The organism is Streptomyces sp. NPDC048659 (genome assembly GCF_040650575.1).
Lineage (GTDB): Bacteria > Actinomycetota > Actinomycetes > Streptomycetales > Streptomycetaceae > Streptomyces.
In genome coordinates, this window is sequence record NZ_JBEZHM010000011.1 from 13,956 (window position 1) to 25,763 (window position 11,808).

Consider the following 11,808-nt stretch of genomic DNA (forward strand, 5'->3'; position numbering starts at 1 on the left):
CCATGAGTGTCGGCCCCCCGAAGCCGCCACATTACTGCGCACGGGTCACGGCCTCCCAGCCCGGGACTGTCACAAGTCCGTGATAAGCAGAGATACGTGACTGATTCCCCCCTGTACCGCGCCTCCTCGACCCGCTACGACGCCATGGAGTACCGGCGCACCGGCCGCAGCGGGCTCAAGCTGCCCGCCGTCTCGCTCGGCCTGTGGCACAACTTCGGCGACGACCGCACCCTCGACTCCCAGCGGGCGATCCTGCGCCGCGCCTTCGACCTGGGTGTCACCCACTTCGACCTGGCGAACAACTACGGCCCGCCGCCCGGCTCCGCCGAGCTCAACTTCGGCAAGATCTTCGCGCAGGACTTCGCGCCCTACCGGGACGAGCTGATCGTCTCGACCAAGGCGGGGTACGAGATGCACCCCGGCCCGTACGGCGAGTGGGGCTCCCGCAAGTACCTGATGTCGTCACTCGACGCCTCGCTCAAGCGGATGGGCCTCGACTACGTCGACATCTTCTACTCGCACCGCTTCGACCCGGAGACCCCGCTGGAGGAGACGATGGGGGCGCTCGCCTCCGCCGTCCGGCAAGGCAAGGCGCTGTACGTCGGCGTCTCCTCGTACACGAGCGAGCAGACCGCCGAGGCGGCGCGGATCCTCAAGGAGATGGGCGTCCCGGCCCTGATCCACCAGCCCTCGTACTCGATGATCAACCGCTGGACCGAGGAGGACGGGCTGCTCGACACGCTGGAGGCGGCCGGCATGGGCTGCATCTCCTTCGTGCCGCTGGCCCAGGGCCTGCTCACCAACAAGTACCTGAAGGGCATCCCGGAGGGCTCCCGGGCCACCCAGGGCAAGTCGCTCGACCCGAACCTGCTCTCCGACGAGGTGCTGCGCCGGCTGCGCGGCCTCGCGGACATCGCCGGGCGGCGCGGGCAGTCGCTGGCGCAGCTCGCGCTGTCGTGGGTGCTGCGGGACCCCCGGATGACCTCGGCGCTGATCGGCGCGTCGAGCGTGGCGCAGCTTGAGGAGAACGTGGCGGCGCTGGCGGCGGCTCCGCTGTCGGCGGCGGAGCTGGCGGAGATCGACTCCTTCGCGGTCGACACCGAGGGCACCAACATCTGGGCCGGCCGGGGCTGACGCGCCCCTGAGGGCACCGGAAGAGACCGGAAGAGAAACCAGAGAGAAAAGGGCAAGAAAAACGGGCCGGTCCGTGGGGGGGATACGGACCGGCCCGAGGGGGGGTTTCCACCATAACCCTTCATTAGTCGTGCTGCGCGCCACCCGCGCCGACCGGAGTGTCGCGGACGCCCCGGAGGCCAAGCGGCACAAGGGCTCCGGGGGTGTGTGGCGGGTTTGCGCCCGGGTGTGGCGGCGGAATCGGTACCTCCGACGGGGGACCCCCGCGCCGGATCGCCCGGTTGACGCGGCGCCGCAGGTCAGGACGGGGTGCGGGGGGTCTTCGTCCGGTGCAGCAGGGTGATGCCGTCACGGCGGGCGACCAGCTCGTAACCGTGCAGGCGCCGGGCGTCGCGGAGTTCCGCGAGCTGCTGGGGCAGCGGGTAGGGCCAGTGGCCGGGCTTGTACGGCCAGGACTCGGGGGTCTCGCTGTCGTGGACGATCCACTCGGCGGTCGGCGGCGGGACCTCGCGGGGGTAGTCGTAGAGCCTCCCGCCGACCGGGAAGGTCGGGAAGAGGACCACCTCGCAGCGGGCGGTGAGCTGGGGCGCGAGCCGGTTGGAGGCGGCGACGGTGGCGCCGTCGGGGATCTCGGCGAGCAGCGCGCGGGCGGCCCGTACGTGCGCGGTGGTGTGCCAGGTGGCCCGCTGGGCGAGCTGGGCCAGCGGGAACGAGGGCAGCAGCACCGCCGTCACGGCGAGCACGGTGGCGAGCGGGGCGCGGCGGCGGCGCGGGTCGGGCTCGCGGGCGAGGACGTCGACGAGCGCGGCGAAGACGACGGGCATCAGGATCGCGCTGTAGTGGAAGGCGGTCCCCCAGTGGAAGCCGTTCTCCGAGGCCATCCGCCAGCCGAGGGTGGGCAGCGCGATCAGCGCGAGCGGGGAGCGCAGCGCGAGGAGCGCGGAGGGGGCGAAGACGAGCACGAGGGTGGTGGCCTTCGTCTCCGGACGCAGCAGGTCGAGCGGGGCGTGCGCGAGGGCGCCGAGGAGCGAGCCGTGCGCCGCCGCGAGGTTGCCGCCGTGGGCGTAGCCGCCGGCCGGGGCGAGGGCCGGCAGCAGCACCGTGATCTCCAGGAACGAGCCGAGCAGGCCCGCGGCGACGGTGCCGAGGCCGAGCCGGAGCGTGCCGCGGTCGGCGCGGCCCTTGAGGACGAGGTAGCCGCCGACGGCGGCGAGGGTGAGGCCGAGGTCCTCCTTGACCAGGAGGAGCGGCGCCGTCCAGCCGACGGCGGCGCGCCAGCGGCGGGCGCCGAGCGCCTCCAGGCCGAAGGCGAGCAGCGGCACGGCGAGGCTGACCTCGTGGAAGTCGAAGGCGGCGGCGGAGGCGACGCCCCAGCTCAGCCCGTAGCCGGCGGCGACGCAGTGGGCGGCGCGGCGGCCGAGCGCGCGCAGCGCCCAGCGGGCGAGCGGGACGACGGCGAGCGCGAGGAGCGCGGACTGGGCGACGAGCAGGGTGAGCGGGGAGGGGAAGAGCCGGTAGAGCGGGGCGAGGGCGGCGAGCAGCGGGTGGAAGTGGTCGCCGAGCAGGTTGAAGCCCTCGCCGCGCAAGGGGGCGACGGGGATGCGGAGTTCGGCGTAGGCGCGGACGGCCTGTTCGAAGATGCCGAGGTCGTAGCCGGTGGTGCGCAGGAGCTGGTGGCGGCGGACCGCGACGGTCGCGTAGAGCAGGCAGAGCGCGAGGGCCCAGGCCCAGGGCAGGACGCCGGGGCGCCGGTGCCAGGGGGTGGGGGCGGGCGGGGCCGCTCCGCGCGTGGCTGATGCCGGTTTTTCGGCGATTGTCCGCATATGGGGTGATGCTAGGACGGCCTGTTCAGGGGGTGGCGGTGAACGCGCCGAGGAGCAGGCCGAGGAGGGCGCCGCCGAGCATGAAGGGGCCGAAGGGGATCGCGGAGCCGCGGCCCGCGCGCCGGGCGAGGACCAGCCCGAGGCCGTACAGCGAGCCGAGCAGGAAGCCCGCGAACGCCCCCGCGAACAGCACGCCCCAGCCGTACCAGCCGAGCGCGGCGCCGAGCGGCACGGCCAGCTTCACGTCGCCGAAGCCGAGCCCGGCCGGGTGGGTCAGGTGGAGCAGCAGATAGCCGCCGCCGAGCACCAGCGCGCCCAGCAGGGCGTGGCGCCAGGACCCGGCCGCGTACGGCAGCAGGGCGGCGGCCCCGAGCAGCGGCGGGAGCGCCGCCGCGAGCGACAGGGTCAGCGGGTCGGGCAGCCGGTGCACGCGCGCGTCCACCCAGGCCAGCAGGATGCCGACGGGGGCGGCCAGCAGCCAGACCGCCACCTCGGGCCGGGGCCCGCCGGCGGCGGCGAGCGCCGCGCAGACCAGCGCCGTGACCAGGGGCGCGGCGGACGGCGCCCGGGTGGTGGCGCAGCCGCCCCGGCCCGGCCCGCCGAGCCAGCCTCGGGCCGGACCGGCGAAGGGGTGCCCGGCGGGGCAGCGGTCCCGCCACGGCTCCCCGGCGGGGACGGCGAGCCGGTACGCGGCCCGGGGCACGAAGCGGCCCGCCGCCGCGCCCCACAGGGCGGCGGCGACGACGAAGGCGAGCGAGACGGGGTCCACCCGCCGACCCTAGGGCCTGTCGTCACACTCCGGTCGTCGCATGGCAGAGGGGAGTGTCACGACAGGCCCTGAGAACTAGGGTCGGCGCCATGGGGAGACCAGAGGGACGCGGAGGGCGGCGGCTGCGGCTGCCGGGCCGGGGGTGGCGGGACGGCGGCGGGTCGCTGGGGACGCCGGGCGGGGCGGTGCCGTTGGAGATCGCCGCTTCCTCTCGCGCGCGGCGGCGCGGGCTGCTCGGCCGGGACGGGATCACGGGGGCGCTGCTCATCACCCCGACCAACAGCGTGCACACCTTCGGGATGCGTTTCCCCCTCGACGTGGCCTATCTGGACCGCTCGCTGACCGTCCTCGCCGTGGTCGCCATGCGGCCGGGCCGGCTCGGCATGATCCGCCCGCGCGGACGGCACGTCCTGGAGGCGGAGGCGGGCGCGATGGCCGTGTGGGGGCTGCGCCCGGGGGTGCGGGTCACGGTGGACCCGACCCCAGCAGGGTGAAGGCCCCGTAGACGGCGGAGGCCAGCGCCAGCGCGGCGAGCACCGGGACGGCCGTACGGGCGCGGAGCCGGGCCAGGGCGACGGCGGGCGGCAGCAGCAGCCCGAACGCGGGCATCATCAGGCGCGGCCGGGAGCCGAAGTAGGCGGCGCCGACCAGGGAGATCACGACGACAGTGACCGTGTAGACGAGCAGCGGGAGCGGCTGCCGCTGCCGCACGCACAGGGCCACCAGCCAGCCCAGCAGCCCGAGCGCGGCGCACAGGCCGAGGGCGGCGGGCCAGGGCAGCCCGGCGATGAAGCGGGCGAGGGCGACGCCGCCGTCGATGGAGTTGCCCCAGGCCGACTGGACGTCGAAGTAGGCGGTGGCGCTGCCCTGCCGGACGCCGACGTAGACGATGTACGCGAGCCAGCCGAGCGGCGCCAGCAGCGCGCCCGCGAGGACCGGGGCCCGCAGCCGGCGTTCCCGTACGACCGTGACCAGGGCGGTGATCCCGATCGCGGCGATCAGCGCGGCGGCGGTCGGCCGGGTCAGGCCCGCGAACACGCACAGCGCGCCCGCGAGGATCCAGCGCCCGCGCAGCACCGCGAGGACCGACCAGGCGGCGAGCGCGGTGAACAGGGTCTCCGTGTACGCCATCGACTGCACGAACGCCGTCGGGTACACCCCCCACAGCACCGCGAGCACCAGCCCGGCGCGCCGCCCGGCCACATGGGCGCCGACCTCGTGAATGCCCCAGGCGGCGGCGAGCGAGGCGGCCCAGGAGACCAGCAGCCCGGCGGTGGGCACGTCGACGGGCAGGACGGCGGCGACGGCCCGTTCGAGGGCCGGGAAGAGCGGGAAGAACGCCAGGTCGGCGTGGACGGCGCCGTCGGGGAGGGTGACCTGGTAGCCGTAGCCGTGCTCGGCGATCCGGGCGTACCAGACCGCGTCCCAGCGCCCCGAGAGCCGGTGCAGCCCGTCCTTGCCGGTGGCCGCCGCGACGACGGCGAGCACGGCGAGGCCGAGCAGGCGGGTGGCGGCGTAGGCGCCCAGGGCGGCCCAGGGCGGCCCAGGGCGGGGCGGGGCGGCGGTGCTGCGGGACATGCGGTCGATTATGTCCGCAGCACCTCGCGGGACCGGCCGGGTGAGGGGCGGGGTGATCAGGGGCGTGATCAGCCGGGTGGCCGGCCCGGCGTCGGTCCGCCGGTTCGGCCCGGTGGTCAGCCCGGCGGGCGGAGCCGGAGGTATCGCGCGGAGAGCACCGGGCCGAGCTGCCCCGCGATCTCGTGGCCGGGCTCCGGCGGCTTGGGCAGGTCGCCCAGGAACGAGGTGACGATCACCTCGTCGATGCCGAGGACGCCCCGGCAGCACTGCTCCTCCAGGAAGTCCAGGGTCCGGCGCCAGCGGTCCTGGTCGGCGAGGAAGGAGCTGACCGTGCCCTGGACCACGTCCCAGAAGAAGACGTGCGGCAGGACACCGCCCTGGCTGAAGACATGCGACTCGTAGGCGTCACGGAACTCGGGAATCCGGTCGACGAGGTCGCTGACCAATTGGACACTCGGTGTCGTGGTCGTCATGGGCTGCCCATTTCGGACTTCGAAAGCGCTCTGTAGCTGTTGCTCTTCTGACCAGGATGCTCCTCCCGAAGTGCCCCGTCCCGTCACTTTTGCGCTTTCCTGACGACGTCTTATGCACGGTTTTCCACAGGGGGTGCGAATGATCCCCCATCCGTGGATCCTTGCGCGTATGTACGAGTTGGCGAGGCTCGCGAGGGGCGGGGTGCTCCTCACGGTGTGGGCGCTCGCGGCCGGCTGGCCGCGGGCGCGACTGGCCGCACGGCTGCGCGGGGAGGGCCGGCAGCGGATCTGGAGGGGCGCCTGGGCGGTCCCGGGGAAGGAGGTGGACCGGTGGGTGCGGGCCGGGGCGGTCCAGCTGCTCCGGCCGGAGCTGGTGTGCAGCCACCGGACGGCGGCGGCGCTGCACCGCATCGAGCTCCCGGCGGCCCGCCGGGGCGGGACGGGTGGGCCGGACGGGACGGAGCCGCTGGAGTTCACCGGGCCCGGGGGCGGCTCCGCCGGTGGCCGGATACGGGTGTACGGGACCGCCCGCCTGACGGACCGTGACCGGGGGACGCGGCGCGGGCTGCGGGTGACGAGCCCGGCGAGGACGGTCGCCGACCTCATACGGGCCGCCGCCACGCGCGAGGAGGCGCTGGTGGTCGCGGACTCGGCGCTCTCCCGCCGCCGGGTGGGCGGCCGCTGCCGGGAGCCGCTCCTGGACCGGGAGGCGCTGGCGGCCGCGCTCGCGGTGCCGCGCCGTCCGGGCGGCCCGCGGGCCCGGCGCCGGCTGCCGCCGGCCGAGCCGGGCGCGGGCTCGCCCGCCGAGACGGTCGCCCGGCTGCGGCTGCGGGACGCGGGCCTGTTCCCCGAGGTGCAGCCGGTGCTCCGGGCGCCCGGCGGGCAGGCGCTGCGCCCCGACTTCCTGTTCCGCGCCGAGGGGCTGGCCGTGGAGATCGAGGGCTTCGCCTTCCACGGCACCCGGGAGGCGCACGAGCGGGACGTGCGGCGGTTCAACGCGCTGGGGGGCTGCCCCGGGGTGCGGCGGGTGCTGCGCTTCACGGCACGGGAGGTGTTCGAGCACCCGGACCGGATGACGGCGGCGGTCCGGGCGGCCCTCAGCTCTCTCGGGACGCCGCCGCGTGCCGGCCCGCGGGCCGCCGCCGCCCCATGACGAAGGGCCAGACGCCGAGGCCCGCGAGGAGGACGGTGCCGGTGCCGATCCCGGCGAAGCCGAGCGCCCGGAGGGCGGGATCGGGGGCGGCGGGGCCGGCGGACCCGCCCCCTCCTCCGTCCCCGCCCCCGCCTCCTCCCCCGGCTCCTCCGGGGAGGTGGGCGAGGTCGAGGTCGAGGGCGAGGGGGGCGGGCGCTCGGCGGTCGAGGGTGAGCTGGACGTAGTAGGCGCCCGCGAAGCGCATCGCGCTCACCGCTTCCGTGGCGCCCTCGTTGCGCTGGGCGTAGGCGGCCGGGGCGGTGGCGAGGAGGAGCTCGGCCGGGGCGCCGGTGTACAGCGCCTTGCGCTCCTCGACGGCGCCGCGCGCGGGGTTGTAGAGCGCGAGCCGGAGCCCGTCCGGGAGGGCGGACCGGCCGGGCGGGGGCGTGCCGCCGGCGAACCGGGCCCGCGCGAAGAGCTGCTGGCCCCAGGCGACCGGCACCCGGTAGAAGCGGCTCTCCCCCGGGCGCAGTTCGTCGCGCCAGGTGCCGTCGGCGACGGGGGCGGCGTCGTTGAAGCCGGTGCCGCCGCGGGCCGTGCCGCGCGCGGGGCCGGTGCCGAGGGCGGCGGGCGGGGCGGTGCTCCAGCCGGTGGGCGCGGGGCCCGCGCCGTCGGGGGCGCCCGTGTCGGCGACGTAGCCGAGCTCGACGGTCCGCCGCCGCACCGCGCCCAGCGAGCGGCCGACGCCCTCGACCACGAGGACGTACTCCCCCGGCTCCTGGCAGGGGCGGCCGGGGCCGATCCGGCGGGAGACGTAGTCGGCGACGGGGCGGGCGGTGTCGCCGTAGAAGCGGATGTCGTTGGGCGGGCCGCAGGCCGCGCCGGAGGCGGAGCGCAGGGCGAGCGAGAGGCCGTCGACGACGTCGACGCGGTCGCCGGGCTCGGGGGCGAGGACGGCGGAGAGGAAGACGTCCGAGGTGCCGTCGAGCCGGAGCCGGTACGTGTGCGTCTCGCCGCGCGCGAGGGCGTCGGTGTAGGTGCCGGGGCCCGGCAGCACGGCCCCGGAGCGGACGGGGCGGGCGTCCGGGGCGGTGCGGTAGCCGGGCGGCTCGGCGGCGGGGCCGGGCGCCGCCGTGCCGCCCAGCAGCGCGGTGGCGAGGAGGGCGGCGAGGAGCGGGGGCGGCGGCACCGGCGGCTACCCGGTGGTCCGGGGGAAGGAGACCTCGACCCGGCGGTTCTTCTTCCGCCCCTCCTCGGTGGCGTTGTCCGCGATCGGGTAGTCCTCGCTGTAGCCGCGGATCTCGAAGGTGGTGCCCGCGTCGAGGTTCTTCGCGAGCTCCTGCTGGACGGCGTCGGCGCGCGCCTTGGAGAGCTTCAGGCCGTGCTCGTAGGTCCCGAGGTCGTCGGTGAACCCGAAGACGCGGACGCGGCCGGAGCCCTGCTTGTTGATCTCCACGGCGATGGCGGCGATGCGGGCGGTGGCGGCGGGGCTCAGCTTGGCGCTGTCCTTGCCGAAGAGGACCTCGGCCTGGAGCGCGAAGGTCACGTCGACGTTGGTGTCCTCGCGGCGCTGCTCGCCGCCCTGCTCCTCGACGATCTGCTTGATGTCGAGGATCTTCGCGGGGGCGAGGGTGGCGCCGTCGGGGAGCATCAGCTCGGGCGAGTTCGCGTCGATGGCGGGCGGCGGCGACGCGCTCCCGGCCGCCCCGGGCGGGTCGTCGGCCCGCGCGGTCCCTACGACGGCGGTACCGGACAGCAGCAGGAGGCAGGCGGTGAGAGCGGCGAGTCGGCGGGGTGTCGTCGTCATGGCTGCGCCCTCAGGAGAGCTTGATGGTGGCGGGGTCGAAGGTGGGGAGCTGGAGGGAGACCTCGGTGGTGGTGGGGGGTGGGGCGGGGAACTGCATGAAGACGGAGGTCCAGGCGCCGGCGGCGAGGCTGGAGAGGTCGGTGGTGGTGAGCGGCCGGCCGTCCGTGTCGCGGAGTACGTAGTAGCGCTTCTTCCCGACGGAGTCGACGAGGGTGGCGCCGCCGAGGGAGTTGCCGTGCTTGATGATCTCGGTCTCGTCGCCGCCGAGCTGGGCCGGGATGACGTTCATGGCATCGGACTTGTTCGTCAGTCTGCCCTTGACGGTCAGGAACCCGCCCCGGTCGCGCTTCGCCTCGAAGACCGAGAGTTCGAGGCCCTCCTGCCCCTTGAGGACGGCGATGGGCTCGGCGGGCTCCTCGGACTGTGGCCGGGAGTCGCCGCCGCCGCTCTTCGGGGAGCTCGTGGTCGCCGCGGGTTTGCCCTGCGGCGGCTTTTCCTCACCACCACAGGCTGCGAGACCCAGGGTCAGTCCGGCCGCGATGACCACCGCGGCCATCCCTCTTCCGGCCTTCGTTGCGTGCCGCACACTCATCAGAACAGGGTCCTTCGCTCGTCAGTCGGCCAGTCGGACGGAGAAGAGGACAGCCGCGTCGGGCAGCCTCGGGCGCTCGGGGTCGATGGTCCACTCGACGCCGTCGCAGACGAGGCCGGTGATGGGTTCCGGTTCGGGGCTCGGCGTCGGTGTCGGCTCGGGCGTCGCCGTGCCGGTGGGCGTGGGAGTGCTGGGCGTCGGCGGAGACGTCGGCGGAGGCTCCTCGAAGACGCAGCGCGGTTCGAGCACGGCGGTCGCGCTCGCCACCGCGTGCTGCTTGGCCGCCCCCGGCAGGCCCACGGCGTCGAGCGTGCGGATCCGCACCCGGAAGCCGGACTCCAGGGGGGTGCACCCCGTGTCCCAGAGCTCCGCGCGGTTCTTCGACGCGAAGAGATCCGCCCGCTCGCAGGCGCGTCCGGTGTCGTACTCCTCACCCCGCAGGTACCCGCCCCAGGCACCGGGATCCAGGATCACGTCGAGCCAGCCGTCCCGCAGTTGCTCCCGGGCGTCCTGCGCCGCCGCGAGCGCGGCGGCATCGGCCGCGGTCTGCCCGCCATTGCGGGTGGCCGCCGCCTGTCCGACGGCGAAGTACACGAACGCCAGGAAGAGCAGACCGGCGATCACCGCCACGTAGACGGGAAACGCCTGGCCCGCATCGCCCGCCGGGCGGCCGGCTAGTGCCCGCCGCCCTGGCCGCCGCCGCCGCCCGTCAGTTCGCCGATCTTCTTGGAGATCGCGTTCTTGATGTCCTGGCCGATGCTCGTGCCCGTGATCGCGACCACGATCGCCACCACCACCACGATGATCCCCAGGTACTCCACCGCCGTCTGCCCGCGGTCCCCGCGCCTCCTCGACCAACTGCCCGCCTGTACGCGGGCCTTGGTCAGGAGCTTCAGCAGTGCGTCGTTCATGGTCTTCCCCTCCGTGTCCGGCGACGCGGGCAGGGTACGCCTCCGAGGCGGGGCGTTCACAGGGTCCGTAGGCCCAATCACGGTGGGTAGTCATGACGCCGTCCTCGTGCCGAGCCAGGAGGCGATGGCCTCGCCGCGGGTGGCGCTGTCGAGTTTGGCGAAGATGCGGTTGATGTGGTTCTTCACCGTCTTCTCGGTGATGGAGCAGCTGGCGGCGATCTGCTGGTTCGTCATGCCCGACGCGATCAGGTCCATCACCTCCGCCTCCCTCGCACTCAGACCGAAGCGTCCCACACTTGGTTGCATCTGCGAAGCAGGATTTCGAAAACGCAATATGTTCGAGACAGTTGAGCTTCCGCCACCATGTGCAGTCGCACGCATCACCCGTAAGAGCTCCGCCACCGTGAACGCCCCGTGGACCAGGTGCGGCACCCCCTCCGGCACCCCCGCGCCCGGGTGGGTCAGCAGCAGGACCGGCGCCGCCGCGGTCAGGTCCCGCGGCGCCGTCGCGGAGTCCAGGAGGATCAGGTCCGGGGCCGTGCGGCGGGCCGTCGTCACCGTCTCGCGGGCGTCCGGCGGCTCCGCGACGACGCCCACCACCCGCAGCCCCGCCCGCGCCCCGAACAGCGTCGTGAGGCCCGCCCGGACCACCGGGTTCGGGCTCACCACCAGGACTCTCAGCACTCCCCTCACCTCACTCGCCGGTGATCGAGCCGAAGTCGGTGCCCGTGCCGAGGAACAGGCCCGCCCCCAGCAGGATCATCGTCGCCGGGACCATCAGGGTCGTGATCACCATCGTCGCCTTGGGCACCGCCTTCGCCGCCTTGCGCCGCGCGTTCTGCGCGTCGGTGCGCCGCATGTCGGTCGCGATCTGGATCAGCGTGTCGACGATCGGCGCGCCCAGCTCCTCGCCCTGCTGGAGCGCCGTGACGAACTGCGCCACCTGCTCCGAGTCGTTGCGTCGCCGCAGCTCGTCGAACGCCTGGCGGCGGCTGACGCCCATGTCCATCTGGCGCAGGGTGATCCGCAGTTCGTCCGCCCACGGCCCCTCGTACCGCTCCGCGACCCGCTCCAGCGCCTGCCGGAAGCCGAGCCCGGCGGAGACGACGACGGCGAGCACGTCGAGGAAGTCCGGGAGGGTCCGCTCGATCTGGTCCTTGCGGATCCGCACCGCCGACCAGATGCCCACCTCGGTCCAGAACGCGCCGAAGGCGAACAGCAGCACCGCGACCAGGAACGAGCCCCTGGTCAGCATCAGCAGCCCGCCGAGCACCCCGAGGAAGCCGTAGACGGCCCGCCGCGCCCCGTACCGGTCGATCGTCAGGCCCCCGGGGTTGCCGGCCAGGTCGATCCGGCGCCGCACCGAGCTGACCCGCTTGGGCCCCATCAGCCGCAGCACGGCGGGCGACCAGCGCATCCCGAGCCGGTCCACGAGCGAGTCGACGGCCCCGGTCCGGGTCGCGCCGACCTCCAGGGCGAGCTGGAGGTCCGAGGGCAGCTTCGCGTCCGCGCGGTAGAGCCGGACGCCGTAGCAGACACCGGCGACGGAGAGCCCGGCCAGCAGGGCGAGGAGGAGGTCCACGGTCGTC

13 protein-coding genes and 1 pseudogene are annotated in these 11,808 nt (G+C 74.7%); 3 read left to right on the forward strand and 11 right to left on the reverse strand.

Annotated elements, in window-relative coordinates:
* The first annotated feature begins 96 nt into the window (after window positions 1-96).
* Window positions 97-1,134: an L-glyceraldehyde 3-phosphate reductase gene (gene mgrA / locus AB0C99_RS11280; protein ID WP_362472790.1), complete on the forward strand. Its 1,038-nt coding sequence runs from the start codon at window positions 97-99 to the stop codon at window positions 1,132-1,134.
* A gap of 299 nt (window positions 1,135-1,433) precedes the next feature.
* Here mgrA and AB0C99_RS11285 read toward each other — a convergent pair whose 3' ends face one another.
* Both AB0C99_RS11285 and AB0C99_RS11290 read right to left on the reverse strand, forming a co-directional pair.
* Window positions 1,434-2,957, reverse strand: a complete 1,524-nt coding sequence (locus AB0C99_RS11285) for a DUF2079 domain-containing protein (protein WP_362472792.1) — start codon at window positions 2,955-2,957, stop codon at window positions 1,434-1,436.
* A gap of 25 nt (window positions 2,958-2,982) precedes the next feature.
* A complete protein-coding gene (locus tag AB0C99_RS11290; protein WP_362472795.1) occupies window positions 2,983-3,726 on the reverse strand; it encodes an A24 family peptidase in 744 nt (247 codons plus the stop codon).
* Window positions 3,727-3,815: 89 nt separating this feature from the next.
* Here AB0C99_RS11290 and AB0C99_RS11295 point away from each other — a divergent pair, with 89 nt between their 5' ends.
* On the forward strand, window positions 3,816-4,220 hold the full coding sequence (locus tag AB0C99_RS11295) for a DUF192 domain-containing protein (protein ID WP_362472798.1): 405 nt from the start codon (window positions 3,816-3,818) through the stop codon (window positions 4,218-4,220).
* On the opposite strand, the gene AB0C99_RS11300 is transcribed toward AB0C99_RS11295, so the two are convergent.
* Window positions 4,192-5,304, reverse strand: coding sequence for a hypothetical protein (locus AB0C99_RS11300; RefSeq protein ID WP_362472801.1), 1,113 nt, complete (start codon window positions 5,302-5,304; stop codon window positions 4,192-4,194). The genes AB0C99_RS11295 and AB0C99_RS11300 overlap by 29 nt on opposite strands.
* A gap of 116 nt (window positions 5,305-5,420) precedes the next feature.
* Window positions 5,421-5,777, reverse strand: a complete 357-nt coding sequence (locus AB0C99_RS11305) for a hypothetical protein (RefSeq protein WP_362472803.1) — start codon at window positions 5,775-5,777, stop codon at window positions 5,421-5,423.
* Between the two features lie 169 nt (window positions 5,778-5,946).
* Here AB0C99_RS11305 and AB0C99_RS11310 point away from each other — a divergent pair, with 169 nt between their 5' ends.
* Window positions 5,947-6,930, forward strand: coding sequence for a hypothetical protein (locus AB0C99_RS11310; RefSeq protein WP_362472805.1), 984 nt, complete (start codon window positions 5,947-5,949; stop codon window positions 6,928-6,930).
* On the opposite strand, the gene AB0C99_RS11315 is transcribed toward AB0C99_RS11310, so the two are convergent.
* The 7 genes and pseudogenes from AB0C99_RS11315 to AB0C99_RS11345 all read right to left on the reverse strand — a co-directional run bounded on the left by AB0C99_RS11315 (window position 6,875) and on the right by AB0C99_RS11345 (window position 11,801).
* On the reverse strand, window positions 6,875-8,098 hold the full coding sequence (locus AB0C99_RS11315) for a hypothetical protein (RefSeq protein WP_362472808.1): 1,224 nt from the start codon (window positions 8,096-8,098) through the stop codon (window positions 6,875-6,877). The genes AB0C99_RS11310 and AB0C99_RS11315 overlap by 56 nt on opposite strands.
* 6 nt (window positions 8,099-8,104) lie before the next feature.
* Entirely contained in the window at window positions 8,105-8,716 is a 612-nt protein-coding gene (locus tag AB0C99_RS11320) for an OmpA family protein (protein WP_362472810.1), read from the reverse strand.
* Between the two features lie 10 nt (window positions 8,717-8,726).
* The gene (locus tag AB0C99_RS11325; RefSeq protein WP_362472813.1) at window positions 8,727-9,272 is read right to left on the reverse strand and encodes a hypothetical protein; all 546 of its coding nucleotides are present in this window, start codon (window positions 9,270-9,272) and stop codon (window positions 8,727-8,729) included.
* Window positions 9,273-9,329: 57 nt separating this feature from the next.
* Window positions 9,330-9,947 (reverse strand): annotated as a pseudogene (locus tag AB0C99_RS11330) (hypothetical protein); the annotation flags it as partial.
* Window positions 9,948-9,982: 35 nt separating this feature from the next.
* Window positions 9,983-10,219: a Flp family type IVb pilin gene (locus AB0C99_RS11335; protein WP_362472816.1), complete on the reverse strand. Its 237-nt coding sequence runs from the start codon at window positions 10,217-10,219 to the stop codon at window positions 9,983-9,985.
* A gap of 90 nt (window positions 10,220-10,309) precedes the next feature.
* Complete coding sequence (locus AB0C99_RS11340) at window positions 10,310-10,903, reverse strand: response regulator transcription factor (protein ID WP_362472819.1); 594 nt, start codon at window positions 10,901-10,903, stop codon at window positions 10,310-10,312.
* A 10-nt stretch (window positions 10,904-10,913) separates the two neighbouring features.
* A complete protein-coding gene (locus AB0C99_RS11345) occupies window positions 10,914-11,801 on the reverse strand; it encodes a DUF5936 domain-containing protein (protein WP_362473187.1) in 888 nt (295 codons plus the stop codon).
* Window positions 11,802-11,808: the final 7 nt, after the last annotated feature.

What these genes read in the sequence shown, in the direction of transcription:
- AB0C99_RS11285 (WP_362472792.1), bottom strand. Translation starts at nt 2,957, where the DNA reads ATGCGGACAATCGCCGAAAAACCGGCATCAGCCACGCGCGGAGCGGCC.
- AB0C99_RS11295 (WP_362472798.1), top strand. Translation starts at nt 3,816, where the DNA reads ATGGGGAGACCAGAGGGACGCGGAGGGCGGCGGCTGCGGCTGCCGGGC.
- AB0C99_RS11300 (WP_362472801.1), bottom strand. Translation starts at nt 5,304, where the DNA reads ATGTCCCGCAGCACCGCCGCCCCGCCCCGCCCTGGGCCGCCCTGGGCC.
- AB0C99_RS11305 (WP_362472803.1), bottom strand. Translation starts at nt 5,777, where the DNA reads ATGACGACCACGACACCGAGTGTCCAATTGGTCAGCGACCTCGTCGAC.
- AB0C99_RS11310 (WP_362472805.1), top strand. Translation starts at nt 5,947, where the DNA reads ATGTACGAGTTGGCGAGGCTCGCGAGGGGCGGGGTGCTCCTCACGGTG.
- AB0C99_RS11320 (WP_362472810.1), bottom strand. Translation starts at nt 8,716, where the DNA reads ATGACGACGACACCCCGCCGACTCGCCGCTCTCACCGCCTGCCTCCTG.
- AB0C99_RS11325 (WP_362472813.1), bottom strand. Translation starts at nt 9,272, where the DNA reads ATGGCCGCGGTGGTCATCGCGGCCGGACTGACCCTGGGTCTCGCAGCC.
- AB0C99_RS11335 (WP_362472816.1), bottom strand. Translation starts at nt 10,219, where the DNA reads ATGAACGACGCACTGCTGAAGCTCCTGACCAAGGCCCGCGTACAGGCG.